General features: G+C 58.5%; 30 protein-coding genes. 8 read left to right on the top strand and 22 right to left on the bottom strand.

All coding sequences use genetic code 11. The features are described 5' to 3' along the window. Nucleotides 1-175: 175 nt before the first annotated feature. Both rpmI and rplT read left to right on the top strand, forming a co-directional pair. Nucleotides 176-376 carry a 50S ribosomal protein L35 gene (gene rpmI / locus GOV79_RS20050; RefSeq protein ID WP_010443552.1) on the top strand — a complete coding sequence of 67 codons (201 nt, stop codon included), beginning with the start codon at nucleotides 176-178 and terminating at the stop codon, nucleotides 374-376. 14 nt (nucleotides 377-390) lie between these two features. Further along, nucleotides 391-756: a 50S ribosomal protein L20 gene (gene rplT, locus GOV79_RS20055; RefSeq protein ID WP_008756009.1), complete on the top strand. Its 366-nt coding sequence runs from the start codon at nucleotides 391-393 to the stop codon at nucleotides 754-756. A 120-nt stretch (nucleotides 757-876) separates the two neighbouring features. Here the strand turns inward: rplT and GOV79_RS20060 are convergent, their stop codons facing one another. The 3 genes from GOV79_RS20060 to GOV79_RS20070 all read right to left on the bottom strand — a co-directional run bounded on the left by GOV79_RS20060 (nucleotide 877) and on the right by GOV79_RS20070 (nucleotide 3266). Then, nucleotides 877-1203, bottom strand: coding sequence for a hypothetical protein (locus tag GOV79_RS20060; protein WP_170791404.1), 327 nt, complete (start codon nucleotides 1201-1203; stop codon nucleotides 877-879). 106 nt (nucleotides 1204-1309) lie between these two features. Beyond that, complete coding sequence (locus GOV79_RS20065; protein WP_170787131.1) at nucleotides 1310-1756, bottom strand: hypothetical protein; 447 nt, start codon at nucleotides 1754-1756, stop codon at nucleotides 1310-1312. 118 nt (nucleotides 1757-1874) lie between these two features. Next, complete coding sequence (locus GOV79_RS20070) at nucleotides 1875-3266, bottom strand: aminotransferase family protein (protein WP_170791406.1); 1392 nt, start codon at nucleotides 3264-3266, stop codon at nucleotides 1875-1877. A 215-nt stretch (nucleotides 3267-3481) separates the two neighbouring features. Between GOV79_RS20070 and GOV79_RS20075 the strand changes: the two genes are divergently transcribed. After that, a complete protein-coding gene (locus tag GOV79_RS20075; RefSeq protein ID WP_170791408.1) occupies nucleotides 3482-5110 on the top strand; it encodes an acyl-CoA synthetase in 1629 nt (542 codons plus the stop codon). Here GOV79_RS20075 and GOV79_RS20080 read toward each other — a convergent pair. From GOV79_RS20080 to hmgA, 7 genes are all read right to left on the bottom strand, one after another. Beyond that, nucleotides 5107-5448, bottom strand: coding sequence for a DOPA 4,5-dioxygenase family protein (locus tag GOV79_RS20080; RefSeq protein WP_170791410.1), 342 nt, complete (start codon nucleotides 5446-5448; stop codon nucleotides 5107-5109). The genes GOV79_RS20075 and GOV79_RS20080 overlap by 4 nt on opposite strands. A gap of 85 nt (nucleotides 5449-5533) precedes the next feature. Further along, entirely contained in the window at nucleotides 5534-6169 is a 636-nt protein-coding gene (gene maiA, locus GOV79_RS20085) for a maleylacetoacetate isomerase (protein WP_170791412.1), read from the bottom strand. Between the two features lie 18 nt (nucleotides 6170-6187). Continuing rightward, nucleotides 6188-6385, bottom strand: a complete 198-nt coding sequence (locus GOV79_RS20090) for a DUF2783 domain-containing protein (protein ID WP_170775163.1) — start codon at nucleotides 6383-6385, stop codon at nucleotides 6188-6190. A gap of 5 nt (nucleotides 6386-6390) precedes the next feature. Further along, nucleotides 6391-8001, bottom strand: a complete 1611-nt coding sequence (locus GOV79_RS20095; RefSeq protein ID WP_170791414.1) for an FAD-dependent oxidoreductase — start codon at nucleotides 7999-8001, stop codon at nucleotides 6391-6393. Nucleotides 8002-8130: 129 nt separating this feature from the next. Next, nucleotides 8131-9081 (bottom strand): MBL fold metallo-hydrolase, encoded by a 951-nt coding sequence (locus GOV79_RS20100; protein WP_170791416.1) that lies wholly within the window; start codon nucleotides 9079-9081, stop codon nucleotides 8131-8133. A gap of 87 nt (nucleotides 9082-9168) precedes the next feature. Continuing rightward, nucleotides 9169-10425: a fumarylacetoacetase gene (gene fahA, locus GOV79_RS20105; protein WP_170791418.1), complete on the bottom strand. Its 1257-nt coding sequence runs from the start codon at nucleotides 10423-10425 to the stop codon at nucleotides 9169-9171. 65 nt (nucleotides 10426-10490) lie between these two features. After that, nucleotides 10491-11846, bottom strand: coding sequence for a homogentisate 1,2-dioxygenase (hmgA, locus tag GOV79_RS20110; RefSeq protein WP_170791420.1), 1356 nt, complete (start codon nucleotides 11844-11846; stop codon nucleotides 10491-10493). A gap of 59 nt (nucleotides 11847-11905) precedes the next feature. Between hmgA and GOV79_RS20115 the strand changes: the two genes are divergently transcribed. The 3 genes from GOV79_RS20115 (at nucleotide 11906) to GOV79_RS20125 (ending at nucleotide 14424) form a co-directional block, all read left to right on the top strand. Continuing rightward, nucleotides 11906-12358, top strand: a complete 453-nt coding sequence (locus tag GOV79_RS20115; protein ID WP_170791422.1) for a MarR family winged helix-turn-helix transcriptional regulator — start codon at nucleotides 11906-11908, stop codon at nucleotides 12356-12358. A gap of 62 nt (nucleotides 12359-12420) precedes the next feature. Continuing rightward, nucleotides 12421-13656, top strand: coding sequence for an adenylate/guanylate cyclase domain-containing protein (locus GOV79_RS20120; RefSeq protein WP_170787151.1), 1236 nt, complete (start codon nucleotides 12421-12423; stop codon nucleotides 13654-13656). Nucleotides 13657-13962: 306 nt separating this feature from the next. Then, nucleotides 13963-14424 carry a GNAT family N-acetyltransferase gene (locus GOV79_RS20125; RefSeq protein WP_170791424.1) on the top strand — a complete coding sequence of 154 codons (462 nt, stop codon included), beginning with the start codon at nucleotides 13963-13965 and terminating at the stop codon, nucleotides 14422-14424. 100 nt (nucleotides 14425-14524) lie between these two features. Here the strand turns inward: GOV79_RS20125 and GOV79_RS20130 are convergent, their stop codons facing one another. After that, nucleotides 14525-15334 carry a division plane positioning ATPase MipZ gene (locus GOV79_RS20130; protein WP_170775140.1) on the bottom strand — a complete coding sequence of 270 codons (810 nt, stop codon included), beginning with the start codon at nucleotides 15332-15334 and terminating at the stop codon, nucleotides 14525-14527. Between the two features lie 200 nt (nucleotides 15335-15534). Here GOV79_RS20130 and GOV79_RS20135 point away from each other — a divergent pair, with 200 nt between their 5' ends. Then, nucleotides 15535-16422 carry an AEC family transporter gene (locus GOV79_RS20135; RefSeq protein ID WP_170791426.1) on the top strand — a complete coding sequence of 296 codons (888 nt, stop codon included), beginning with the start codon at nucleotides 15535-15537 and terminating at the stop codon, nucleotides 16420-16422. Between the two features lie 65 nt (nucleotides 16423-16487). On the opposite strand, the gene rpmE is transcribed toward GOV79_RS20135, so the two are convergent. Further along, nucleotides 16488-16709 (bottom strand): 50S ribosomal protein L31, encoded by a 222-nt coding sequence (gene rpmE, locus GOV79_RS20140; RefSeq protein ID WP_170775136.1) that lies wholly within the window; start codon nucleotides 16707-16709, stop codon nucleotides 16488-16490. Nucleotides 16710-16720: 11 nt separating this feature from the next. Continuing rightward, nucleotides 16721-17104 (bottom strand): 50S ribosomal protein L19, encoded by a 384-nt coding sequence (rplS, locus tag GOV79_RS20145; protein WP_170328369.1) that lies wholly within the window; start codon nucleotides 17102-17104, stop codon nucleotides 16721-16723. Nucleotides 17105-17471: 367 nt separating this feature from the next. Between rplS and GOV79_RS20150 the strand changes: the two genes are divergently transcribed. Continuing rightward, the gene (locus GOV79_RS20150; RefSeq protein ID WP_170791428.1) at nucleotides 17472-18269 is read left to right on the top strand and encodes a glycoside hydrolase family 25 protein; all 798 of its coding nucleotides are present in this window, start codon (nucleotides 17472-17474) and stop codon (nucleotides 18267-18269) included. Here GOV79_RS20150 and trmD read toward each other — a convergent pair. From trmD to ffh, 9 genes are all read right to left on the bottom strand, one after another. Continuing rightward, nucleotides 18266-19063: a tRNA (guanosine(37)-N1)-methyltransferase TrmD gene (gene trmD, locus GOV79_RS20155; protein WP_170791430.1), complete on the bottom strand. Its 798-nt coding sequence runs from the start codon at nucleotides 19061-19063 to the stop codon at nucleotides 18266-18268. The two genes, GOV79_RS20150 and trmD, sit on opposite strands and share 4 nt — an antisense overlap. After that, the gene (locus GOV79_RS20160; protein WP_170791432.1) at nucleotides 19060-19875 is read right to left on the bottom strand and encodes a hypothetical protein; all 816 of its coding nucleotides are present in this window, start codon (nucleotides 19873-19875) and stop codon (nucleotides 19060-19062) included. The genes trmD and GOV79_RS20160 overlap by 4 nt, the downstream gene beginning before the upstream one ends. Continuing rightward, nucleotides 19875-20378: a ribosome maturation factor RimM gene (rimM, locus tag GOV79_RS20165; protein ID WP_170775128.1), complete on the bottom strand. Its 504-nt coding sequence runs from the start codon at nucleotides 20376-20378 to the stop codon at nucleotides 19875-19877. Before rimM ends, GOV79_RS20160 begins: the two co-directional genes overlap by 1 nt. Beyond that, a complete protein-coding gene (locus GOV79_RS20170; RefSeq protein ID WP_170356104.1) occupies nucleotides 20371-20517 on the bottom strand; it encodes a hypothetical protein in 147 nt (48 codons plus the stop codon). The genes rimM and GOV79_RS20170 overlap by 8 nt, the downstream gene beginning before the upstream one ends. A gap of 4 nt (nucleotides 20518-20521) precedes the next feature. Continuing rightward, nucleotides 20522-21157, bottom strand: coding sequence for a 5,6-dimethylbenzimidazole synthase (gene bluB / locus GOV79_RS20175; protein ID WP_170791434.1), 636 nt, complete (start codon nucleotides 21155-21157; stop codon nucleotides 20522-20524). Between the two features lie 12 nt (nucleotides 21158-21169). Next, nucleotides 21170-21559, bottom strand: a complete 390-nt coding sequence (gene rpsP, locus GOV79_RS20180; RefSeq protein ID WP_010437590.1) for a 30S ribosomal protein S16 — start codon at nucleotides 21557-21559, stop codon at nucleotides 21170-21172. Nucleotides 21560-21625: 66 nt separating this feature from the next. Then, on the bottom strand, nucleotides 21626-21922 hold the full coding sequence (locus GOV79_RS20185; protein ID WP_170791436.1) for a chorismate mutase: 297 nt from the start codon (nucleotides 21920-21922) through the stop codon (nucleotides 21626-21628). Continuing rightward, nucleotides 21919-22473, bottom strand: coding sequence for a GNAT family N-acetyltransferase (locus GOV79_RS20190; RefSeq protein ID WP_170791438.1), 555 nt, complete (start codon nucleotides 22471-22473; stop codon nucleotides 21919-21921). The genes GOV79_RS20185 and GOV79_RS20190 overlap by 4 nt, the downstream gene beginning before the upstream one ends. Further along, nucleotides 22470-23972, bottom strand: a complete 1503-nt coding sequence (ffh, locus tag GOV79_RS20195; RefSeq protein ID WP_170791440.1) for a signal recognition particle protein — start codon at nucleotides 23970-23972, stop codon at nucleotides 22470-22472. The genes GOV79_RS20190 and ffh overlap by 4 nt, the downstream gene beginning before the upstream one ends. Between the last annotated feature and the right edge of the window lie 572 nt (nucleotides 23973-24544).

The raw sequence follows: 24544 nt of genomic DNA on the forward strand, positions 1-24544 counted from the left end.
ACCGGGGCGGCCCGCGTCGCCCCGGTGCCTGACCAGCCGCAAAATAAGCAGATTCTGGTCCAAACCCCCTTGCCAGTATGATCGAACTTGCGTAAACGGCGCTTCTGATCGCGTGACCGGCCGAGATGGCATGCCGAGTCGCGTCTGAAACCGAACCCGAGAATAGGAGACGGAAATGCCTAAGATGAAGACCAAGTCGAGCGCCAAGAAGCGCTTTAAGGTGACTGCGACCGGTAAGGTCCTTGCTGGCCAGGCCGGCAAACGGCACGGAATGATCAAGCGGACCAAGAAATTCATCCGCGACGCCCGTGGCAACACCACCCTGTCCGCCCCCGACGCCAAGATCGTCAAGGGCTACATGCCCTACGACCGCTAAGAGGAGATACCAACATGTCCCGCGTTAAAGGTGGAACCGTAACTCACGCCCGTCACAAGAAGGTCATCAAGGCCGCCAAAGGTTACTATGGCCGCCGCAAGAGCACCTTCAAGGTTGCCCGTCAGGCCGTCGACAAGGCCAACCAGTACGCAACCCGCGACCGTAAGAACCGCAAGCGCAACTTCCGCGCGCTGTGGATCCAGCGCATCAACGCTGCTGTCCGTTCGCACGACGAGGCTCTGACCTATTCCCGCTTCATCAACGGCCTGAACCTGGCCGGCATCGAAGTGGACCGCAAAGTTCTGGCCGACCTGGCCGTGCACGAACCGGAAGCGTTCGGCGCGATCGTCGCCAAAGCTCAGGCCGCTCTGGCTGCCTGATCCTCTGCTACAGAGACAGTGAATGAAAGGCCGTCCCGTTTTGGGGCGGCTTTTTTCGTCTGGGTTTGTTAGATAATCTTTTGTTCTTATCCAGCCGATGAACCATCGTTTCCCACTAAGCTATCGGTCTTCGCTTTGCTCCTGAAACCGCTCAAACCAGAGCTCCGCGCTTTCATCAGAACATCCTAAGTTTTTGGCGATTTTCATAATCATTGAGCGTTTGGTCCTCTGCGGCTTAAGTCTCTGGATCAAAGAGATGTGCCTCAGACGCGCGGTTTCAAAGTCTTCAAAAAAGGAAGGAAGTTGCTCCGTATCAATGTCGAAGTGGTAACGTAGAGCTTTGCGAATGAACATTTCTTCAAAGCCCATGTCTTGCAGTCGGCCCGCATATTCCTTTGATGTTTCATTTGTTTGAGCGGGTATTACCCTGTAGTCACTTTGAGTCATAGGTGTTTTCGTGTGATTTGAACGTGGCTTGGAATTAGTAGGTAGTACTGATCGGCAGTTCTGAACTGTCGTCTGCAACAAACTCGCAGAAATTTCGTCCATACAACTACTTATCTTCTTTCTTCACCAACTGCGCCGCAAAGGCCACGCCGGTCCCCGGACCTGCGTAGGTCACCATGATGACGTCATCCAGATAGACACCGTTGAATATCCCCGCGGACACGTCATCGCCCGATATCCCTGCCTCGGCCAGAACAAAGCGGGTGGGGTCGTCCAGGGAAAACGTGCCCATCGCCTCTTCGACGATCCAGTCGGTGTCTCCGATCCGCCGCCAGCGGTTGGTCGCGGTGATCAGGTTGCCGTCGAGCTTGGTGATCTCCAGCTCCATCTCGGTTTTCTGCAGGCCCTTGGCGTGGTTCGGGTTCGATTTGGCGAAACCCACCAAGTAGGTGCCGTGCCATGTGCCCACGATCTGAGGGAAACCGCTGCCTTGTTCGGCAAAGGCTGGCGCGGTGAAGGCAAGAAGGAAAGTGGTGAAAAATGCGCGGAACATCGGGTGGTCTCCTGTCTGGAATAGAAACAGGCTATCCGAGTTGCGGGTTTTGGCAAGGTTTTGTTCGGGCACAAAAAAACCGGCGCGAGGGTGCGCCGGTTTTCATCTTTCACAGGTTTTAGCCGAAGACACGCCCCAGCGCGCCGTCCACCGCATCGGTGATCTGGTCGATATCATCCGCTGTCGCGATCAGCGCAGGCGAGAAACACAGCGTGTTGTTCCGGCCCGGAACCGAGCGGTTGGTGACGCCGATGATCACGCCCTGCGCCATACAGTCGGCGACCACGGCCTGCGCCATCTTTTCGTTCACCGGCTCGCGGCTTGCGCGGTCCGAGACCAGCTCAGCACCAAGGAACAGGCCCTTGCCGCGCACGTCGCCGATGACCTTATGCTTTTCCATCAGCCCCTGCAGGTTGCCCATCATGCGCGCGCCCATGTCGGTGCAGTTCTGCAGAAGGTTCTCATCCTCGATGATCCGCATGTTTTCGATCGCTGCCGCCGGGCCTGCGGTGCAGCCGCCAAAGGTCGAGATATCGCGGAAATAGTTCATCGGGTCGTCGGCATTGTCCTTGAACATGTCAAAGATTTCCTCGGTCGTGACCATGCAGGCAATCGCCGCATAGCCCGAGGCGACACCCTTGGCCATGGTCACAAAGTCCGGCTTCACGCCATATTGCTGATAGCCGAACCATGTGCCGGTGCGGCCAACACCACAGACAACTTCGTCGATATGCAGAAGGATGTCGTATTTATCGCAAATCTCCTGCACGCGCTGCCAATAGCCTTCGGGGGCCTCAATGACGCCACCACCGGCGGTCACAGGCTCAAGGCACAGGGCACCAACAGTATCGGGGCCTTCGCGCAGGATGACCTCTTCGATCTGATCAGCCGCCCATTCGCCGAAATTCTCTTCGGGGGCGCCGTCCAGCTCGTGCTTGCGGTATTCCATGCAATGGGGCACGCGCACGAAATCGGGGGCAAAGGGGCCGTATTGCGCGTTGCGCTCGTCCTGACCGCCCGCCGACATCGCCGCCAGGGTCGAGCCGTGGTAGTCGCGGTCGCGGTACAGGATCTTGGTCTTCTTGCCGCCGTATTTCTTGTGGGCGATCTGACGGACCATTTTGAAGGCTTTCTCATTCGCCTCAGAACCCGAGTTCATATAGTAGACACGGCTCATTCCCGGCATCTTGCTGATCAGCTTTTCCGCAAAGATCGAGCCCGGAATCGACCCGGCCGAGTTGGCGAAATAGCACAGCTTCATCAGCTGGTCGTAGACCGCCTTGCAGATCGATTCGCGGCCATAGCCCACGTTGACCGTCCAGACCCCGCCGGATACGGCATCCAGATGTTCCTTGCCGTTCTGGTCCCAAACGCGCATTCCCTTGCCCTCGACAATGATGCGCGGGTCGTTGGTTTCAAACGGTTTATGCTGGATCAGGTGGTGCCAGATATGGGCGCGGTCGGCCTCGACTACGCGGGAAAGATCGTTTTCGTTGAACGTGCCGTCCATGACATGTCCTTTCGCAAAGTGTGGGTGCGTAAGCGGCGGAGCAGGAGCCCCGGCCCTTGACTATTCGATGGCTCAGATCACCGCGAAAGACCACCGGTAGATAGGGCCAGATTGCACTATCGCGTATTGCCAGTCTATGTCGTATTCATACGGGTTTGTCAGGCGCGCGTCTTTGTGATCAAGTCGCGCGACAGATACTGAGGGAGGATGCGCTGATGACCGCGGCAAATATCTATGAGCGTCATTTGGACAAGGGCAGGGCGAACTACACGCCCCTGTCACCGCTGAGCTTCATCGACCGCACCGCGCAGATCTACCCAGACTACCCGTCCGTGGTGTACGGCGCGCGCCGCTATAGCTGGGCGGAAACCTACGCGCGCTGTTGCCGGATGGCCGGTGCTTTGGTTGCGCGGGGGATTAGCAAGGGCGACACCGTATCAATCATCGCGGCTAACATCCCCGAGATGTACGAGGCGCATTTCGGTGTCCCCATGACCGGCGCCGTTCTGAACGCCATCAACACAAGGCTGGATGCCCCGATCATTGCCTTCATCCTGAACCACGCGGAATCCAAAGTACTGCTGGTCGATCCCGAGTTCTCGGGCGTCGTGAAAGAGGCGCTGACGCAGGTCGATCACGATCTGCTGATCATTGATATCGAAGATGACAGCTATGAGGGGGGCGAGAAGCTGGGTGCGCTGACCTATGACGCTCTGCTGGCCGAGGGGGATCCCGAATACGCGTGGTCTCTGCCGGGTGACGAATGGGACGCGATCACGCTGAACTATACCTCTGGTACCACGGGCAACCCTAAGGGGGTTGTCTATCACCACCGGGGCGCGGCGCTGAATGCGCAGTCGGACCTTCTGGATTGGGACATGCCCAAGCATTCGACCTATCTGTGGACGTTGCCGATGTTCCACTGCAACGGCTGGTGCTTCCCTTGGGCGATGGCCGCGAATGCGGGCGTCTCGGTCTGTTTACGCGCGGTGCGGGCCGAACCGATCTATGCCGCCTTCCGCGATGAGAAAGTTACCCATTTCTGCGGTGCACCTATCGTGCTGAACATGCTGGCCAACGCACCCGACGCACTTAAGGATTTCGACCAGAAGATCAAGGTGATGACCGCAGGCGCCCCGCCCCCTGCCGCCGTGATTGCGAATATGGAAGGGATGGGGATCGAGGTTACACATGTCTACGGCCTGACCGAAACCTACGGTCCATCGGTCGTCTGCGCCTGGAAAGATGAGTGGAACGAAAAACCGGCCGATGAGCGCGCTGCGCTGAAGGTCCGGCAAGGGGTGCGCTACACGGCCCTTTCCGGTCTAATGGTGGCCGACCCTGAAACGCTGGAGCCGGTCCCTTCCGACGGGGAGACCATGGGCGAGATCTTCATGCAGGGCAATGTGGTGATGAAGGGCTATCTCAAGAACCCCGATGCCACCGACAAAGCGTTCAACGGTGGCTGGTTTGCCTCGGGTGACCTGGGGGTGATGCACCCCGACGGATATATCGCGCTTAAGGACCGGTCCAAGGACATCATCATTTCGGGAGGCGAGAATATCTCATCGGTCGAGGTCGAGGATATCCTCTACAAACACCCCGCTGTGATGGAGGCTGCCGTGGTTGCCCGCCCCGACGAGAAATGGGGTGAAACACCTTGTGCCTTTGTCGAACTCAAACACGACGCGCAGGCAAACGCGGCCGAGATTATCGCCTTCTGTCGCGATCACATGGCCCATTTCAAGGCACCCAAAACGGTGGTGTTCGGGCCGCTGCCCAAGACTTCGACGGGAAAGGTGCAAAAGTTCAAGCTGCGCGATCAGGCCAAGGCTCTGGGCTAAGTGCCCGTTCGATCAAAGATCGTCAGGTCCAACGTCAGCATTTCGCCCATCCAGATGGCACGATCCCGATGATCCTCAAGATGCTGGCCAGTTTCGGGATGCGTAAATATGGTGAGCCCTTGTCGGTTCAGCATCAGCCATGGAATAACCTGATCAAACGCGTCGGGCGCAAATGCCAGCTGACAGCTCCAGCGCGGATGTGGGCCAACGTTCTTGGCGTGCATTCGGCCGACCTCAACAGGGAACAAGCGGCCCGCCTTTTCGCAAAGCTGTTGCGCGACTGTTTGAGAATGAGCATCGAAATAGACATGGGCGTGATAGCCGGTGATTTCGGGCATAGGGGTCTCCATCATTGCTGAGACGATCTTAATAAACCAGCGTCGCGTCTTTCCCTATCCGCATGGGTACACAGACCCTGTGCAGTCAGTCAGGCGCGTGCCGGTCCGGGTGAGCCTGCGCAAAAGCGGGCAGGTCTGCGCAGGTAGCGTCGACACTCAAGATACGGGGTAGCCCGGTCAGATCGACCTGCCAGCGACGTGCATTATACATCTGCGGGATTAGACACAGATCGGCCAAACCGGGCTGAGTGCCGGTACAATAGGGGGCTTGTTCGAAACCGTTCAGCAATGCTTCGAACGCCAGTAGGCCGGGACGGATGAAATGGCGCATCCAATCGCCCGGCATGCCTTCGGCGCTGCCACTTAATGTCGTTGCGTGGCGCGCGACCGACAGGTTGCAGACCGGATGCAGATCTACGGCGATGGATTGCGCCAATGCCAAAGCCTGCGCGCGAGCCGCTGGCTCGGCAGGCAGCAAGCCCATACCGCGGGTCTGGTCCAGATAGTCGATGATCGCCAACGACTGGGTCAGACGCAGCCCGTCTATCTCAAGAACAGGCACCAGGCCTTGCGGATTGCGGGCCAGATGCACGTCGGACCTGTGATCGCCCGCCACCAGGTCGACCGAAACTGCCTGATACGAAATCCCGGCGAGGTTCAGCGCGATACGCACCCGATAACTGGCCGAGGACCGCCAATAATCATATAGGATCACACTCATCCGGATCTCCCTACTAGATCAATCCCCAGGCAGCGTGGCCGTTTTCAAAGCTTGTGACAACACCTCTGCATCACCGATGTGGTTGGCCAGAACCAAGATCAGCCGCGCATTCAACGCGTCGCTTTCGTCCTTTCCCAGCCCTTCATGCGAGGCTAGCAACTGCGCATAGAAGTCGTCTGCGCTGTCGAAATTGGGGGTGAGGATCAGATCAGCCATCCTGCTTACTCCTTTCCTGTGGTCCGGCGCATCGCCTGCCGGAACGCGTTTTCTTCGAAATTGTCCCGCCGCGCCGCCACATGTTGGTCTGGGCGGATCAGATAGACGGCACTGGTCGCATCGCCCAGATAGCGGCGCTTCAGCTCAAGCGTCAGGTCATCCTTGACCGAAAGTGCGAGTCGTGTGGCCTCGACTCCGTCTTCTTCGATCCGGTCGGGAGCGTCAGCGTCGATGGTCAGCAAAGTGAATTTGCCCGCCAGTTTTGACAACAAGAATTCGTCGCCCAATGGCGCATCAGGGCAGGCCGCGCCGGGGCAGGTCAGGTCCGGCCCGCTAAGCGCATCAGCCGAACTGAGCGACGATCCCTCGTAGGTACACGGCGTACTCAGCCGCCCGGAATTGACCAGCGGGCGTGCGAATTCGTAGTGCTCGCTCAGGTCTAGAACTGCATCGCGCATCAGGCGCGACATCTCGGATTTCGGCGTGATGAAATCGGTCGAGCGGGTGGAGTTCTGGATATTCTCATCCGCTGCCTGCACGCGCTCGCGGCTATAGCTGTCCAGCAGCAGTTCGGGTGCCTGTCCGTCGATGACTAGCTTCAACTTCCAGCACAGATTGTCGGTGTCCTGAATTCCCGAATTCGCCCCGCGCGCGCCAAACGGGCTGACCTGATGGGCGCTGTCCCCTGCAAAGAGCACACGGCCATAGCGGAACCGTTCCATCCGACGGCATTGGAACGTGTAGATCGAGACCCATTCAAGCTCAAACACCACATCCTCACCCAGCATTGCCTTGAGGCGCGGGATGACGTTTTCGGGGCGTTTCTCGCGCTCTTTGTCGATGTCCCACCCCAGTTGCAGATCGATGCGCCAGACATTGTCGGGCTGTTTGTGCAGCAGTGCAGACTGACCCCGGTTGAAGGGGGGGTCGAACCAGAACCAGCGTTCGGTGGGGAAGTCGGCCTCCATCACCACATCCGCGATCAGGAAATTGTCTTCGAATACCCGCCCGTCAAAATCCAGCCCCAGCATCCGGCGGGTGGGAGAATGCGCGCCATCGCACGCAATCAGCCAGTCGGCTTCGACGTTATAGGGGCCTTCTGGCGTTTCGACCTCAAGTTTAACATGGTCGTCATGGGTGCCGATGGCTTCGACCTTGTTGCGGCCCCGGATTTCGATCGGGGCACCTTCGGCCTGCAAGGCGCGAACGCGGTCGACCAGAATATTCTCAAGATGATATTGTTGCAGGTTCACGAAGGCGGGGTTGGCAAAGCCTTTTTCGGGCAGCAAGTCGAACTCATAAACTTTGCGGTCGTCGAAAAAGACCTTGCCTGCTTCCCATTGAACCCCGGTTTCTGCCATCGGTTTGCCACAACCCAGCCGGTCGGCAATATCCAATGTACGTTGTGAAAAGCAGATCGCGCGGCTGCCGAAACTGACCTTGTCATTGTCATCCAGCACCACGACCTCGACCCCTTGCTGCGCCAGATCGATGGCGGCGCTCAGGCCAACGGGACCGGCGCCCACAACGATCACCTTGTGGCGCACAGGCGTTGCAGTGTCCTGATCCGGGCTGCGATCATACGCATAAAGGGGTGTTTCGAAGATCTTGTTCATAGGCTCTCTCCCCGGTGCCTTGGCGCGAAACTCCGTGTCTCTGGCGGGACTGGGCCAGAGGGTCTTCCCGAATGGTTCCATCGAAACTCCGGCCGCAAAACGATCTGGATCAAATGCGACGCTATGTCCCTAGGCTTGCAGGGCCTCCCACATCTCCAGATCCCGTTGGGCGGTCCATATGCGCGGCGTGTCAATACCTCGGGCTTCGTCATAGGCGCGGGCGACGTTGAAGGGCAGGCAGTGTTCATAAATCGCGTAATCGGCAAATTTCGGATCACACTCGGCACGTACGGCATCCCACGCTTCTTTAAGCGATCCTCCACGCGCCGCGACCTTTGCAGCAGGACGGTAGGTGCTTCCGACGAAATCGCGGGTGTTTTCGATGGCGGCATTGACCATGTTCTTGCCGATCAGAGCGTCACCGCGTCCCGGCGCGATGGCGTCCACGTCGAACCATTTGATTGCATCCAGCGTATCGCCCCAGTCGCCGAAGTGCCCGTCGCCGCAGTAGCAGGCCGAGTGGTATTCGACGATGTCGCCTGTGAACATGACATTCTGATCAGCCACATGGATGACGATATCACCCGCCGTATGGGCGCGGCCCAGATGCATCAGGTCGACCCGGCGGTTGCCCAGATAGACCGTCATCGTATCGCTGAAGGTGGTGGTGGGCCACGTCAGGCCGGGGATGCTTTCATGCCCCTCAAAAAGGCGGGGAAAGCGTTGGAATTCGCTGTCCCAATCCTCTTGTCCGCGTTCCACGACCATAGCGCGGGCCATATCCGACATCAGGATTTGCTGCGCTCCGAAGGCGCTGGCCCCAAGCACGCGCACGGCGTGGTAGTGGGTCAACGCCACATGGGTAATCGGTTTGTCGGTGACCGAGCGGACGCAGTCGATGACCTTCTGCGCCAGACGGGGGGTGGCCTGGGCCTCGATGATCATGACGCTGTCATCGCCGATGATGACGCCGGAATTGGGATCGCCCTCGGCGGTGAAGGCATAGAGCCCTTCGCCAATTTCCGTGAAGCTGATCTTTTTTTCGGACATGTCCCCTTGGGACGCGAAAGCCTTGGCCATGTTGGGTTCCTTTTTCCGAGCCGTGTGCGGATTGTGGTGTTGCACCGCCTCCGGTGGCCGTATTTTTGACGAGAAGAAGGGCTGGGTTCACCTTTTATAGGGGTCGTCCAATGCGGGCAGCAGGGTGCCGGTGCAATCTCCGAAGCCGATTGTGTAACCGTCGCCTTTGGCGGATCCGGTTAGGGTCAGAGTGTCGCCGTCCTCGATAAAGCTACGGGTCTCGCCAGTGTCGAGGGTCAGGGGTTCCTTACCGCCCCAGCTGAGTTCCAGAAGTGAGCCGCGCTCGGGTTTTGTGGGGCCAGATATCGTGCCCGATCCCAGTAGGTCGCCGGTGTTCATCGGGCAGCCCGAGGTCGTGTGATGGGCCAGTTGTTGGGCTGCAGAATAGTACATCTGGTTGTAATTCGTACGCGCGATCGTAGTGGCGGGCTTGCCAGCGGGGGCCATCGTAACGGACAGGTCGATGTCATAGAGCATGGGTCCACAATCTTTGAGGTGATCCAGCAGCTCATGTTCGCGGGCTGGGGTGTCACAGCGGAATGGCTCCAGCGCGGCTTTGGTCACGATCCAGGGGCTGATTGAGGTGGCCGTGGCCTTGGCCTGGAAGGGACCCAGTGGCTGATATTCCCAGGCCTGGATATCGCGGGCGGACCAATCGTTTAGCAGAACATAACCAAAGATGTTGTCGTCCGCCTCCTGCACCGAGATCGGGCCTTCCGACGGTGTGCCCACAATGGCGCCCATCTCAAGCTCAATGTCAAAGCGGCGGCTGGGCAGGAAGGCCGGGCGGTCGTGATCGGGAGACTTCAATTGGCCCCACGGACGACGGATATCCGTGCCCGACACAACAACGGACGAGGCGCGGCCGTTGTAGCCGATGGGAATGTGCAGCCAATTGGGTGGTAGCGCATTTTCGGGCCCGCGGAACATGGTGCCAACATTCTGTGCGTGGTGGCGGCCTGCGTAGAAGTCGGTGTATTCGCTGACTGCGAAAGGCAGGTGCATCTCGGCATCACTTTGAGCCACGAGCAGGGGTTCGACTTGCCCTTGTTCTTCCGATCCGTCGGCCAAAAGACTGTTCAGGCGCGCGCGCAGGGCAGCCCAGACGGCCGGGCCTTGCTCCATCAGTGGGTTCCAAAAGGGCAGGTCAAACAAGGGCTCATCCGTCAGGACGATCAGGCCTTCGGCCTCGGCCGTGGTGATGTCGAGGATCATGTCCCCGATCGCCACTCCGCAGTGCGGTTCACCGTCTTCGGTGGAAAACACACCGTAAGGCAAGTTGTTCAGAGGGAACGGATGGTTGGCGGCGTTGGCTGAAGCCACCCAGGAATTTATCAAGGACATTCTTTCTCCAGACCTTTTGTGCAGGTCGAGATTTTTCGTCGAAAAATCTTGGACCTGCGAGGTGTTTATTTTTTGCCGGGCGTTCCGTCGAACTTTTTCTCAAGCGAGGTCCAGCAGTCAATGTAATCATCCTGCAAGGGGGCCTCATTGGCGGCGAATGCCGTTAGGTGCTGCGGAAAACGGGTTTCAAACATGAAGGACATGGTGTTGTCCAATTTGTCCGGGCCGAGGTTGGAATTTGACGCTTTGTCAAACGCCTCGCGGTCCGGCCCGTGGGGCAGCATCATATTGTGCAGGCTCATCCCTCCGGGAACAAATCCCTGTGGCTTGGCGTCATACTGGCCGTAGATATTGCCCATCAGCTCAGACATGATGTTTTTGTGGTACCAGGGCGGGCGGAACGTGTCTTCTGCCACCATCCAGCGTTCGCGGAACAGGACGAAGTCGATATTGGCCGTGCCGGGCTGGCCCGAAGGCGCTGTTAAGACAGTAAAGATCGACGGATCGGGGTGGTCGAACAGGATCGCGCCGACCGGGCAATAGGTGCGCAGGTCATATTTGTAAGGCGCGTAGTTGCCATGCCAGGCGACCACATCCAGTGGGCTTTGCCCGATCTTGGTGGTATGAAACTGGCCGCACCACTTTACGGTGACAGTCGAGGGGACCTCGCGGTCTTCGAACGCCGCCACGGGCGCCTTGAAGTCGCGCGGGTTGGCCATGCAGTTTGCGCCGATCGGACCGCGGCCCGGCAGTTCGAATTTCTGCCCGTAGTTCTCACAGACGAAGCCGCGCGCAGGGCCTTCCAGAACCTCGACCCGGTAGACCAGACCGCGTGGGATGATGGCGATCTCTTTGGGTTCAACGTCAATGATCCCAAGCTCGGTGGCAAAGCGTAGACGGCCTTCCTGAGGGACCACCAACAGCTCGGAATCGGCCGAGAAGAAATAGTCATCCACCATGGAGTGCGTCACCAGATAGATATGGCTGGCCATGCCCACCTGCGTATTGACATCCCCCGCCGTGGTCATGGTGCGCATGCCAGTCAGCCAGGTCAGACCGTCACCGGAATGGGCAACCGCGTCCCAGCGGTATTGACCCAAGCTGATGACATCCGGGTCAACGCAGGGGGCCGATTTCCAATAGGGCAGGTCGATTTTCTCATATCGATGCGAATGCTTGACCGAGGGGCGAATGCGATAGCACCACGTCCGTTCCGGCGGATTGGCGGTGAATGCCGTACCGCTCAGCTGTTCGCCATAGAGGCCATAATTGCAGCGTTGCGGGCTGTTCATCCCTTGCGGCAGCGCGCCTGGCAAGGCTTCGGTTTCAAAGTCGTTTGCCCAGCCAGGCATATAGCCTTCGTGTGTGCCAACAGAGCTGCTGGCCTGGGTCATCTGATGCGGATCAGCCGGACGGTTCATCCCGTACTCCTCCTGTTTTGCTGCTTGTGGGATAATAGTTGATTTTGTAACTAACAAGCATGACAAAGACAGACACCGCAAAAAATGATGCGTTTGATTTGCAGGATTTCCTGCCCTATCTGCTGAACCGCGCAGCCGAGGAAAGCTCGTTGGAATTTCAGCGTGCCTATAAGGACCGCTACGGGATGTTGCGCACGGAATGGCGTGTGCTGTTTCATCTGGGAAATTATGGTGAGATAACCGCGAAAGAGATCGGGGAAAGAGCGCGTATCCACAAGACCAAGATCAGTCGGGCGGTCAGCAAGCTTGAACTCCGCCGATTCCTGACACGCACGCCCAACGAAAGCGACCGCCGGGTCGAGCATCTGAAACTGACCCCAACGGGCAAGGCTGCCTACCGAGAGCTCTGCGGCATAGCACGGCAATATGATGCCAAACTGGCCGCAATGTTTGATGAGGATGAAGCCGCCCTGCTGCGCAAGATGTTGCAGAAACTGGCCGAGATGAGGTGAACTCTGGTAATTGTCATCCATTGACCCCAGATGACGTTCAGAGCGGACATAGGAAACAAAGAATGACAGCCCCGGAAAAGAACGCGGCGAAATCAACGGATTTGATCAACTGGATTGTTGCCCGCGGCCTTGAAGGCGCGGACAAAGAAGAATTGCTGGACGGGTATTGCACTCGGCTGGTTGAGCTCGGCGTGCCGCTGATGCGGTTTCATGCGGCCCAATCGGCCCTGCACCCGGTCTATGGCGGCACCGGCTATAGCTGGTATCAGGGGCAGGGCGGCGATTATCAGAAATTCAAATACTCGGAAGATGTCAGTGAGGATTGGCAGAACAGCCCTTTATACGCGATCCTCAACGAAGACCTCGATTTCGTGCATGAACGGATCGTCGATCAGAACGAACCCAGCCGATATCCTCTGATCAACGACCTGCGCGAGGTCGGTGCGACCGACTATTACGCCACCAGTGTGCCCTTTGACATGCCGACCAACAACATACCACTCGATGCGAAAAAGGCGGTAGATGGGGTCTTGCTGTCCTGGACCAGCAACGCGCCTGACGGGTTTCAGGACAGCGATCTGGACCTGATCAATACGGCCTTGCCGCATCTGGGGTTGGCGTTGAAATCAGCCTCGAACGCGCGGATATCCAAGGACCTGATGCGCGTCTATCTGGGCCGCGATGCAGGCCGTCGTGTGTTGTCGGGCGAGATCCGACGCGGGTCGTTGCAGCAGATCGACGCGGTGATCTGGAACTTCGATCTTGAGGGATTTACCAGCCTGTCCGAAGAGCTGCCCGGCAACGAGATCATCGACATGCTGAACGACTATCTGGCGGTGGCGGTTGGCGTGGTCCATGACAATGACGGGAATATCCTGAAATTCATGGGCGACGGGCTGATGGCCATGTTCGATGTCGGGGATATTGATGAGGATGCAAGGGCCGCGCTGAAGGCCGTTCCGATGCTGCAATCGCGTATTGAAGAGCTGAACGCTGCGCGAAAAGCCGACGGTCTACCCGTGGCGAATTTCACGCTGGCGCTGCATTCGGGGGAAATCCTCTATGGCAATATCGGGTCCGAAAGCCGTTTGGATTTCACCGTCATCGGCCCAGCGGTAAACCAGACCGCGCGGATCGCAGGGATGCACCGGTCATTGGGCCAGCGTATCCTGATCTCGGACGATGTTGCGCAGGCAGCGCAGCCTTGTGGGCAAGACCTGATCTCGGTCGGGCGCTACATGCTGCGCGGTGTGCCCGAACCGAAAGAGTTGTTTACGGTCTATCGGGCGGGGGGTTAGGTATTAGGGTGCGGCAATACACCTGTCCTTGCTCGTAAGTCGTCGCAGTGATACCCCAGTTGCACGCTCGGCATGCTCGCAGGGCGATGGAGATTTTATGTTTGCGATTGCGGGAAACCGCTGAGTCCTGAACGGAAGGACGACTAAGCCAAATAAAGCCTGTTAATAATTTCTCAGGCTTCCAATGACGTATGGCTCGTGAACAGTCGAAACAACCATAACTGTGAGTGACAATGGCACGGGTTCTGCGTCCGCCATATCGATAGCTTTTGCTCGTTTGGCGATACAACGAAAGACGAAGGACCAATGAAAATACGACCAACAATGCGCGACGATGTCGCCGCTTTACAGGAAGTACTTAACGGCACCGAACTTTTCCCAAGTGAGATGCTGCCTGACATGGTGAACAGTTTTCTATCCGATGAAGAAAGCTCTGAAATTTGGCTAACATGCGAAGTGGACGGAAACCCAGTGGGTTTTTGCTACGCAGTTCCAGAAGAGCTTGCAGAAGGGGCATGGAATATGCTCGCCATTGCAGTTTTGCCCACGCAGCAAGGAGGCGGTTTAGGTAGTGCAATCTCAATGCATCTGGAGACCGAGCTTAAAGAGCGTGGGCAGCGCATCCTAATAGTTGACACGTCAGGCACGGAAGAGTTCAAGCAGACTCGCGAATTCTACCGAAAGAATGGCTACACCGAGGAAGCCCGTATCAGGGATTTTTGGGCGACAGGAGATGACAAAATCGTCTTCTGGAAGTCCTTAAACTGACTTATCAGGCTGCTGGCCTGTCTTCGGACGGGCCAGTTTCTCTCAGTTGCCTTGACGGAAAAATCAGCTTCGTCCCGCAAAGCGGACTTGCGACGGCGACCTAAAAGTCGATCTCAACACCCGGCAGGTTCAACTCTTTCATCATGTCGCGCAATTCCTGTCGCGCAGCGATGTTCGAGATGTTGAGTTGTTTGACCCCGATATCCTTTAGGTCCAGCAGGGTCAGGCCACGGGGGAATAGCTCGCGGAAGATCACACGCTCGGAAAATCCCGAAGCGACGCGGAACCCGATGCGCTGCGACAGCATCTCGATCGCGCGCTGCATCTTTTCCTTGTTGACCATGCGCTGCGTACCGACACGGTTGCGCACGACGACCCAGTCGATCGGTTTCAACCCGGCCTGCGCGCGCAACTGGCGGGCATTCCAGACCATCTCGGAATAGACCGAAGGACCAAGGATTTTCTCACCCTTGGAATCGATCCGCGCCAGCAGGTCAAAGTCGATGAAACTGTCGTTCAGTGGCGTGACAAGCGTATCGGCCAGCGAATGTGCCACCTGGCTGAGGCGGGTATGCGAGCCGGGGCAGTCGATCAGGATGAAGTCACTATCGCTTTCCAATTCGGCCACCGCTGCCGAGAGGCGATGGTCATAGATATTCTCGCCGGGCTTAAGCTTACTTGCGTCGATCTCGGGCAGATCGTGGTGGCGCGGGGTCGGCAGGGTCAGGTCCGAGTTCTTCAAGAAGTTGGCCCGGTTTTCGAAATACCGCCCCAGACTGCGCTGCCGCAGGTCTAGATCTAGCGTGCTGACCTTGTGACCCAGCCGGGCCAATGCAGTGGCCACATGCATCGAGACGGTCGATTTGCCTGCGCCGCCCTTCTCGTTCCCCACTACGATAATATGTGCCATGCCTGTATTCCCAAGTCCCGCCGTGTTTGACCACAGTTTGTTGCGTGCCACTATATGTTGTGGAGCGAAGGAAGGGAAGGACCCGAAACGCCATTCTAGGGCGCTGTTGCGAAAACTCAGACCCTGGGCCGAGGGGGCGGTTGCCAAAAGCGGTCCTCTATTTCACTCTTGTTTGAAGAGCTACGCTGGAAGGGCGTGAATTGGAGCAACTTTTCCTGAATGTCCTGAACGTGGTCCTGCCGGTTCTGATCTGCGCCGGGATCGGGTACGTGTTGGCGCTGACAAAAGCACCCTTTGATAATAAGGTCATCGGAGGGGTGGTTTCGCGCGTTGGGTATCCGACCCTGATCATCTCGCATCTTTCGACGACCCAAATCACGGTTGGCACCTTTCTGGACGTCATTGCCGCCGCAGTGTTGGCGATTGCGGCGTTTGGCATGTTGGGCTTTGTCGCGCTGAAGGCGATGCGCCTGCCGGTTCGGGCGTTCTTGACGCCATTGATGCATGGGAATGTAGGCAATATCGGCCTGCCGATTACTCTGCTGGCGTTGGGCGATGCCGGGATGGCCTATACGATGGGTTTTGTGGTCGTCGTTTTGATCAGCGTTTTTACCCTTGGAATGTGGATCCCGGCCGGAGAGTTCTCGGCCAGAAAGCTTCTCACCTCTCCGGTTATTTATGCAGTCGTCATCTCACTGATCCTGATGACGACCGGGTACAGCCTGCCGCAACCCGTGGCGAAGTCCTTTGACATCCTCGGTGGGCTGTCGATCCCGCTGATGCTGCTGACGCTGGGCCATACGCTGGCCAGCCTAAGGGTGCAAAGTCTGGGGCGTGCGGTGAGCCTGACCGCATTGCATCTGGGTATGGCGTTTGCCATCTCAACGAGCCTCGTCTGGGTCTTTGGGTTTACGGGGGGCGAGCGTGGCGCGGTGATCCTGTGCTGCCTGATGCCGTCCTCGGTGGCGACCTATTTGTTTGTCGACCAGCATCTGCCGGAATACGGCCCTGACGTGGCTGGTTTCATTCTTGTCTCGACCCTGGCAACCATTCTGGTTCTGCCTGTGGCGCTATCCTATTGGATCTGATTGCGCCAGCCCAAAGAAAAAGGCCGCCCCAAGGGACGGCCTTTCGGATCTGATCCGGGTCAGGCTTAGAAGCCCAGACCTTCGTATTTCTTCTTGAACTTCGACACGCGGCCGCCGGCGTCCATCAGGCGCGCGCCGCCACCGGTCCATGCGGGGTGCACGGAGGGGTCGATCTCCAGGGCCAACTGGTCGCCTTCGCTGCCCCAGGTGGATTTCATTTGAATCACGGTGCCATCGGTCAGTTTGACGTCGATGAAGTGGTAGTCGGGATGGATGTCTTTTTTCATCTTTCCGCTCCTTACGCCTCGGCGCCAGCCTTGGGCTTGTAGTTGGTGACTTCGGCGATACGCGCGGATTTACCACGACGCGAGCGCAGATAGTACAGTTTGGCGCGACGGACGCGGCCACGGCGGACAACGGTGATGCTGTCGATATTGGTCGAGTGCAGCGGGAATACACGCTCCACGCCTTCGCCGAACGAGATTTTGCGGACGGTGAACGAACCGGCGATGCCGCTGCCACCTTTGCGCGCGATGCAGACGCCTTCGTAGTTCTGCACACGGGTACGCGACCCTTCGGTCACTTTAAAGCCGACACGGATAGTGTCACCGGCTTTGAAATCGGGGATGTCTTTCCCCAGGGCGGCAATCTGTTCCGCCTCAAGCTGTGCGATCAGGTCCATCGCATTCACTCCTATCTGCTCGTGGTTGGTCCACGAAGTTTGGGCACGGGCTGAGAGCTCTTGGTCTTCACCGGGTCCTGCGTGCAGCCCGCCAGAGGTCAGATCGAATGTTCCTTGGTCCGGTTTGTTCCGCCGCGCCGTGGCCGAAGAAAGCCGGGCGTTACGACATGGACCAAACCAAAACGCCGGAGTCGCATGACGCGGCACCGGATTGCGGTCGTTTAAGGGCATTATGTTCAGGGATCAAGCCCAAAATGCTGGGAAACGGTGGGATTCCGCCGCCTCAAAACAGCATCGTTGCTTTGATCTGTCGATCAGGCATTCTGAAGGCAATTACAAGAGCAGTTATTTCAAACAGGAACAGAACATGCGCACTGCATTGATGCTTGCCGTCGCGGCTTTTGCCATCCTGTCCTGCGGTCGCAGCAGCCCGCCGCCGCAACAGGTCGAGGCCAACGCGTTTCTGGACACGACCTCACCTTCGGTGATCTTCCCGGCTTTTGGCGATGCTGATCCGCACCCGTGGGAGGGGCGCCATCCTGGCCACTATCCGGTGCACGGTCTGGACGTGTCGCGTTGGCAAGGGCCGATTGACTGGCACAAGGCCAAGGCTTCGGGGGTTAGCTTTGTCTTCATCAAGGCGACTGAGGGTGGTGATGTAGCTGATCCGATGTTTGCAAGTCACAGCAGCGGAGCAAAGGCCGCCGGGGTGCCTTGGGGTGCCTATCACTATTTTTATTTCTGCCGCCCAGCTCGCGAGCAGGCGCGGTGGTTCATCCAGAACGTTCCCAAAGGATCGGACCTGCCGCATGTTCTGGATATGGAGTGGACGCCGCATTCCAAGACCTGCACCCTACGCCCCGATGGCGCGACCGTCCGGGCTGAGGCGAAGAGGTTTCTGGATATTCTCGAACGTCACTACGGGCGGCGTCCGATTGTCTACACCACCGTGGATTTCTACGGCGACACCGACATAGGGCGCCTGCCCAAGACAGAGTTCTGGCTGAGGTCAGTGGCAGGCCACCCCCGCAACGTCTATCCCAAGGCGGTTTGGCGGTTCTGGCAATATACCGGCACTGGTTTGGTGCCCGGCGTGCAGGGACCCGTGGACATCAACACCTTCAACGGCCCACCCGAGATTTGGGCGCGGTGGAAGAACGGCTAGTCTTTGTCTTTGGTGTAAGCATCCCACAAGTCGGGGCGGCGTTCTTGTGTGATCTGCTCGGACATCTCATGCCGCCAGTTGGCAATACGGCCGTGATGGCCCGACATCAGAATGTCCGGGATCGGACGGCCCTTCCATTCGGCAGGGCGAGTGTATTGCGGGTGTTCCAGCAGGCCCGAGGAGAAGCTCTCTTCCTCAGCCGAGGCCTGATTGCCCAATACGCCGGGGATCAGCCGCACAGTCGCGTCGATCAGAGCCTGCGCGGCAATCTCGCCGCCGGTCATGACGAAATCGCCCAAGGAGACCTCTTGCACGCCGTAATGCTCCAACACCCGCTCATCGACGCCTTCGAACCGGCCACACAGCAGGGTCATACCGTCACAGCGCGCCAGATTCTGCATCATGCGCTGATCCATCCGGCGGCCACGCGGGCTGAGGTAGATCAGCGGCCAGTTACCCCGCACCCCCGCCATCGTGTGTTCAATCGCCTCGCCCAGTACATCGGCGCGCAGCACCATGCCCGCGCCGCCACCGGCAGGCGTGTCGTCAACATTGCGGTGCTTTCCGACGCCGAATTGGCGCAGATCGACGGTTTCCAACTGCCAGAGGCCCTCTTGCAGTGCCTTACCCGTCAGGCTCTCGCCCAACACACCGGGAAAAGCTGAAGGGAACAGAGTGATGATCTTAGCCTTCCACACTCCGTGTAGGTCGGGCGTTGGGGTCAGCAACTCACGCGGTTTCAGGGTCGGGCGGATCGCCTTGCGCCCATGAGATTTCGATGGTTTTTCGGTCATGTCGCACCCATCAGCGCCTGCTGCGCCCGTTCAACTACGGCGGCCTTTTGCGCGACCAAGGCGGCTTCGTCCAGACGTGATCTGTTCAGGTTCAGCAATTCCGCCAAAACGTTCTCGGGCAACCGAGTGTTAGATTTGGAGGGCGGAACCAGCCGTTGCGCCTTGTCATAGGGTAAGTCCAGATACTCGGCAAAGGGCGCACCCGGCCCGAATTGACGCAATTGCAGTTCCTCCAGCCATTCCGTGGTCACGGTGACCGAGGGCAGTTTCTCACGGATCTGGTCAACGGTCTCTTGCAACGAGGGCAAATTGTCGATGCTGTCGCGGAACGTGTCGAAATCTTGCACCTGCCGCATCCGCTGCAAATCATGGGCCCACAGGCTGCGCAGCCAACTGCCCCGTTGGCGCAAAGACAGGTAAAGCGTGATCTCGACCTCCTGCCCTGAAAACCTCTGGTGGATCGAATCTACCAGACAGGCGGCCAGATCGGGAGCCGCCGCGTAGCCCTGTTCCAGATTGCGACTGGGGCGGAGACCCGCGAAGTTTTCCTCGCTGAGGATCATCCCGCGCTTTTCCCCGAAATCCAGCGTGTCGAGGAAGTCGCGCATCTGGTGACCGAATTCGGACAAGGTTCCAACGGTGCCATAAACGGAATGGTTGGTCGCTGCCCGCGACAGGCCCGAGTTGCGCGTTCGATAGGGCAGGACCAACGCGAAATGCGGCCAGATCAACTCGCGATTTTCATAAAGGAAAGACTGTGCCGCAGTGGTGCCGGTCTTGTGCAGGCCCAGATGCAGCAGGACGCGGCGCATCAGATCAGCCCTTCGGGCGGGTCGGCGATGATGCGGCCTTGATCCAGATCGACCGTGGGGACGGCCTCAAGCGTGAAGGGCAGCAGAACGGTGGCCTTCAGCCCCGGCCCGTGCAGTTCCAGCAGGTCGGCAGCGCCGTGGTTTTGCACAGACTTCACACGGCCCAGCAGGGTGCCGCCTGTGTCATAGACCTCAAGCCCGATCAGGTCAGTGTGATAGAACTCATCATCGGGTAACGAGGGCAGTTGATCGCGCCGCGCAAACAGTCGCAGACCTTTCAGTGCATCGGCCTGTTCTTTGGTTTCAACTCCTCCCAAACGCGCCGCAAAGCCGTTCTTGATCGACCGGGTCAGGATCAGAGGATAGCGTTCTCCACCGGCCTCATCAGTCAGGGGGGAATAGGCTTCGATATCCTCGGGGATGGCGCAATAGCTTTTCAGCCGCACCTCACCGCGCACGCCATATGATCCCGCAATGCTGCCGACGCAGATCAGATCACTCATTTGCCCCATCCGTCACACAAAGCCCGTCATCCCATTGCCCGATGCCTTCGCACGCCTCGCGTTGGTTCGAGCGTTCGAAGAACACGCCCACAATAAAGGCGATCATCAGCAGGATGGGAAGGCGTAACAGTCCAAACATGCGCCTATCGTACCTCGATCGGCAAGCTGTCGTTGCGGCATTCCCAGCCGACCTGTTCCAGTTCAGGCGTGTCCGATTGCGTTTCCGGCATGCCAACGCAGAAATAGCCGATCAGGCGCCAATCCTCGGGCACGTCCAGATCGCGCGCCATCTGGTCAGGGTCCAGAATGGACACCCAACCCAGCCCCAGACCCTCGGCCCGCAAGGCCAGCCAGAACAGGGTGATGGCCGAGACCACGGAATAGCGCCGCATCTCGGGCATCGTGCCTGCGCCCAGACCTTGCCCCTTGTCGGTGGTGTCGTCGCAGAACACGGCCAGTTGCACCGGGGCCTCTTGCATCCCCGACAGTTTCAGGCGGCTGTAGAGCTGCGCCTTTTCGCCGGAATACCCGTCTAATGCCTGCGCATTGGCGGTTTGAAAATTTCGCAGCGCCGCGTCGCGCGCGGGCTGGCTTTTGACGCGGATCACGCGCCAGGGTTCGCTGAGCCCCACCGAAGGGGCCAGCCGAAACGCGTCGAGGCAGCGCGTCAGCACTGCCTCGTCAATCGCGTCGGTGCGAAACCGACGCACATCGCGCCGGAGTCGCAGCAACAGGTCAAACTGCGCGCGAAAATCGTCGGTGAAAGTCTGATCCCACACGCGCTTTCCTGCTTATTCTTCTGCAGCCGCTTCTTCAGCCGGAGCAGCAGCAGCTTCTGCCGCCTCAGCAGCCTTGGCTGCTTTTTCTTCGGCGCGTTCCTGGGCTTTCTTGCCCGGGGTGCCCTTGTTGGGGTTGTTGCGCTCGGCCTTGTCGCGGGCGCCAGCAGCTTCCAGCATACGAGCGATCCGATCGGTGGGCTGAGCGCCCTGATCCAGCCAGTACTGGATGCGCTCCATGTTCATTTTCACGCGCTCTTCGCTGTCTTTGGGCAGCAGCGGGTTGTAGGTGCCCAGTTTCTCGATGAAACGGCCATCGCGGGGCATACGGCTGTCAGCCGCAACGATGCGATAGAACGGACGTTTTTTCGAGCCGCCGCGGGCGAGACGAATTTTCATTGCCATGGTGGTATCTCCTTAAGATGGCGTGACCGGTCAAGGACCGGGTATTCTATGGGTGGAAACGACGGGTCATTCCTGATGTTTCCGGTGGTGTCGGATGACTTCCTGAATGATGAAATTCAGGAAAGCCTTGGCGAAGTCGGGGTCCAGATCGGCCTCTTTCGCCAGGTCTTCAAGCCGAGCGATCTGCGCAGCCTCGCGCGAGGGATCGGACGGGGGAAGGTCGTGTTGCGCCTTGAGCTTGCCAACGGCCTGCGTGTGCTTGAACCGCTCGCCTAGTGTGTAGACAAGGATCGCGTCCAGCCGGTCGATACTTTCGCGATGTTCTTTCAGCAGCGTGGCAGCCTGTGCTACGGGATCGGTCATGCGTATGCCTCCATGCCGCCATTCACCAGATCGGCTGGGGCGGGGTGCCGCCAGACCTCGGAAGGGCCGAATTTCGGGTGCTCAAAGTGGTAGTCAAATGCTGCGCCCAGACGTTTGGCGACTGCCTTGCTAGCGTGGTTTTCCGGGTCGATCAGCGAAATCGCCGTGTCCCAGCCCAGCACGTCATAAGCGTGAGTACGTGCGGCCATTGCGGCCTCGGTCGCATAGCCTTTGCCGGTGGCGTGGTTCATTAGCGTCCAACCGACTTCGCGTTCGGGCCAGCTGTGAGGATACCACAGGCCGACATGTCCCACATAGATCCCGGTGTTCTTTTCCTCAACACCCCAAAAGCCATAGCCGCGCATCGCCCAATGGCCCAAAAGCTGCGAAATGAAGCGCCATGTCTCATCAGGTCTTTTGCGGCCACCGAGAAACTTGGCTGCGTCTGATATGAAAAACTCAGCCTCGGCCTCGAAATCAGCCTCGGACGGCGCGCGGAGGATAAGGCGCTCGGTTTCAAGCCGGGGGATATGATTGGCGATCAGATTCACTTTTTCTTCCCGAACCCGCTAAGCCCCGGAGGCAGGGCCATGCCGCCGCCCATGCCGGGCAGGCCGCCGCGTCCGCCCATGGCCTTGGCCGCCTGTTCCAGCGCCTTGGGGTCCATGCCTGCGGCCATGTCTTCGGGCGAGGGGCCGCCTTTGCCGAACATGCCCTTCATGGCTTGTTTCAGCATCTTGCCTTTGCCCATCTTGCCCATCTTCTTCATCATGTCCGACATCTGCCGGTGCATCTTGAGCAGCTTGTTGAGGTCGCTGACCTCCATCCCCGAACCCGCCGCAATCCGTTTCTTACGGCTTGCCTGCAACAGTTGAGGGTTGGCGCGTTCGCGTTTGGTCATCGACTGGATCATGGCGATCTGCTGGCGCAGGATCTTATCGTCGAGACCGGCCTGATCCATCTGCTTGGCCATTTTGCCCATGCCGGGCATCATGCCCATCATGCCCTGCATACCGCCCATCTGGATCATCTGTTCCAGCTGCATCTTCAGGTCGTTCATATTGAACTGACCTTTTACCATGCGCTTCATCATGCGCTCGGTCTGTTCGATCTCCATCGTTTCCTGGGCTTTTTCGACCAGGGCAACAATGTCGCCCATGCCCAGAATACGACCGGCGATCCGGTCCGGCTCGAAGGTCTCAAGCGCGTCCATCTTCTCGCCCAGACCGACAAAGCGAATGGGCTTGCCGGTAACTGCGCGCATCGACAGCGCCGCACCGCCACGTCCGTCGCCGTCCATCCGGGTCAGAACTACGCCGGAAATGCCGACCTTGGCGTCGAATTCTTCGGCCACTTCAACAGCGACCTGACCAGTCAGGCCGTCGACCACCAGCAGGGTTTCGCGCGGATCGACCACGTTGCGAACCTGCTCGACCTCATCCATCAGGACTTCGTCGATATGCAGACGGCCCGCGGTATCCAGCATGAACACGTCATAGCCACCCAACGTTGCCTGCTGCTTGGCGCGCTTGGCGATATCCACCGGCTTTTGACCAGGTACGATCGGCAGCGTATCAACGCCGACCTGCGTCCCCAACACGGCGAGCTGATCCATCGCCGCCGGGCGATAGACGTCGAGCGAGGCCATCAGAACCTTCTTGCCCTCTTTCTCTTTGAGGCGTTTCGCCAGCTTACCGGTCGTGGTCGTCTTACCCGAGCCTTGCAGACCGACCATCAGGATCGGCGCAGGCGGGTTGTCGATCTTCAGCTTGCCGGGGTCTTCTTCACCGCGCAGCGTGTCAACCAGCGCGTCATGCACAATCTTGACGACCTGCTGGCCGGGGGTGATCGACTTGGTGACGGCCTGACCGGTCGCTTGTTCCTGCACCTTCTTGACGAAAGCACGGGCGACGGGCAGCGAGACGTCGGCCTCAAGCAGGGCCACGCGAACCTCACGCAGGGCGGTTTTCACGTCTTCTTCGGACAGCGCGCCCTGTTTGGTCAGCCGGTCAAAGACGCCGGAAAGGCGTTCGGATAGATTTTCAAACATGCCTTCGGCCTCCTTAGCCGGTTATCTGGTGGCGCCTCCTAGATAGGATGCGTCGGTTAAATGCACAAACGCCCCCTCCCACTGAATTTGACGTGGGGGTCATGCCAAGTGGCATTGCCCCCACGGGCGAAACTCGCTGGTGGGGGGCGATCCCTGAACGACTCAAGGGACCGGAAGATCAGACGCTTCCGGATGTTGCGGCGGGTGTTATCCGAGACGCTGCCGACTGTCAACTCGGGCTTGGGTTCGCAGGGGTGCAGAACGGATGAATGGCTCGAAAACACAAGGATCTGACCCGAGGCGATTCGTGCGCCCTATTTGGTTTTGTTGCGATTTTCGCGACAACATTAACGCAAGCTGAACAATGTATTTGCTGTGTGTTCAACGGAAATCTGCATAATCGCGGCATCGATTCTTAACGAAAGTGAGCATTTACCCGAATTCATGCAAAGGGGAAACGCATGACAAAGTCTGCCATCCTGATTGCCGGACCTCGGACCACCGCTGCTAATCGGTCCCGGAATTTGGTTCAGCGTGACGGAAAAACACCGTGCGATAAGACGCGCGGAAAC

The sequence above is a fragment of the Ruegeria lacuscaerulensis genome (assembly GCF_013034745.1).
Lineage (GTDB): Bacteria > Pseudomonadota > Alphaproteobacteria > Rhodobacterales > Rhodobacteraceae > Ruegeria > Ruegeria lacuscaerulensis_B.

Coding starts and splice junctions, on each gene's coding strand:
- rpsP (WP_010437590.1), bottom strand. CDS start 21,559: ATGGCAATGAAAATTCGTCTCGCCCGCGGCGGCTCGAAAAAACGTCCG.
- rpmI (WP_010443552.1), top strand. CDS start 176: ATGCCTAAGATGAAGACCAAGTCGAGCGCCAAGAAGCGCTTTAAGGTG.
- GOV79_RS20125 (WP_170791424.1), top strand. CDS start 13,963: ATGAAAATACGACCAACAATGCGCGACGATGTCGCCGCTTTACAGGAA.
- rplT (WP_008756009.1), top strand. CDS start 391: ATGTCCCGCGTTAAAGGTGGAACCGTAACTCACGCCCGTCACAAGAAG.
- GOV79_RS20115 (WP_170791422.1), top strand. CDS start 11,906: ATGACAAAGACAGACACCGCAAAAAATGATGCGTTTGATTTGCAGGAT.
- rimM (WP_170775128.1), bottom strand. CDS start 20,378: ATGAGTGATCTGATCTGCGTCGGCAGCATTGCGGGATCATATGGCGTG.
- GOV79_RS20185 (WP_170791436.1), bottom strand. CDS start 21,922: ATGACCGATCCCGTAGCACAGGCTGCCACGCTGCTGAAAGAACATCGC.
- rplS (WP_170328369.1), bottom strand. CDS start 17,104: ATGGACCTGATCGCACAGCTTGAGGCGGAACAGATTGCCGCCCTGGGG.
- ffh (WP_170791440.1), bottom strand. CDS start 23,972: ATGTTTGAAAATCTATCCGAACGCCTTTCCGGCGTCTTTGACCGGCTG.
- GOV79_RS20095 (WP_170791414.1), bottom strand. CDS start 8,001: ATGAACAAGATCTTCGAAACACCCCTTTATGCGTATGATCGCAGCCCG.
- GOV79_RS20100 (WP_170791416.1), bottom strand. CDS start 9,081: ATGGCCAAGGCTTTCGCGTCCCAAGGGGACATGTCCGAAAAAAAGATC.
- GOV79_RS20130 (WP_170775140.1), bottom strand. CDS start 15,334: ATGGCACATATTATCGTAGTGGGGAACGAGAAGGGCGGCGCAGGCAAA.
- GOV79_RS20060 (WP_170791404.1), bottom strand. CDS start 1,203: ATGACTCAAAGTGACTACAGGGTAATACCCGCTCAAACAAATGAAACA.
- GOV79_RS20170 (WP_170356104.1), bottom strand. CDS start 20,517: ATGTTTGGACTGTTACGCCTTCCCATCCTGCTGATGATCGCCTTTATT.
- GOV79_RS20120 (WP_170787151.1), top strand. CDS start 12,421: ATGACAGCCCCGGAAAAGAACGCGGCGAAATCAACGGATTTGATCAAC.
- maiA (WP_170791412.1), bottom strand. CDS start 6,169: ATGAGTGTGATCCTATATGATTATTGGCGGTCCTCGGCCAGTTATCGG.
- GOV79_RS20150 (WP_170791428.1), top strand. CDS start 17,472: ATGCGCACTGCATTGATGCTTGCCGTCGCGGCTTTTGCCATCCTGTCC.
- GOV79_RS20075 (WP_170791408.1), top strand. CDS start 3,482: ATGACCGCGGCAAATATCTATGAGCGTCATTTGGACAAGGGCAGGGCG.
- trmD (WP_170791430.1), bottom strand. CDS start 19,063: ATGACCGAAAAACCATCGAAATCTCATGGGCGCAAGGCGATCCGCCCG.
- GOV79_RS20160 (WP_170791432.1), bottom strand. CDS start 19,875: ATGCGCCGCGTCCTGCTGCATCTGGGCCTGCACAAGACCGGCACCACT.
- GOV79_RS20065 (WP_170787131.1), bottom strand. CDS start 1,756: ATGTTCCGCGCATTTTTCACCACTTTCCTTCTTGCCTTCACCGCGCCA.
- GOV79_RS20090 (WP_170775163.1), bottom strand. CDS start 6,385: ATGGCTGATCTGATCCTCACCCCCAATTTCGACAGCGCAGACGACTTC.
- rpmE (WP_170775136.1), bottom strand. CDS start 16,709: ATGAAAAAAGACATCCATCCCGACTACCACTTCATCGACGTCAAACTG.
- hmgA (WP_170791420.1), bottom strand. CDS start 11,846: ATGAACCGTCCGGCTGATCCGCATCAGATGACCCAGGCCAGCAGCTCT.
- GOV79_RS20080 (WP_170791410.1), bottom strand. CDS start 5,448: ATGCCCGAAATCACCGGCTATCACGCCCATGTCTATTTCGATGCTCAT.
- GOV79_RS20070 (WP_170791406.1), bottom strand. CDS start 3,266: ATGGACGGCACGTTCAACGAAAACGATCTTTCCCGCGTAGTCGAGGCC.
- fahA (WP_170791418.1), bottom strand. CDS start 10,425: ATGTCCTTGATAAATTCCTGGGTGGCTTCAGCCAACGCCGCCAACCAT.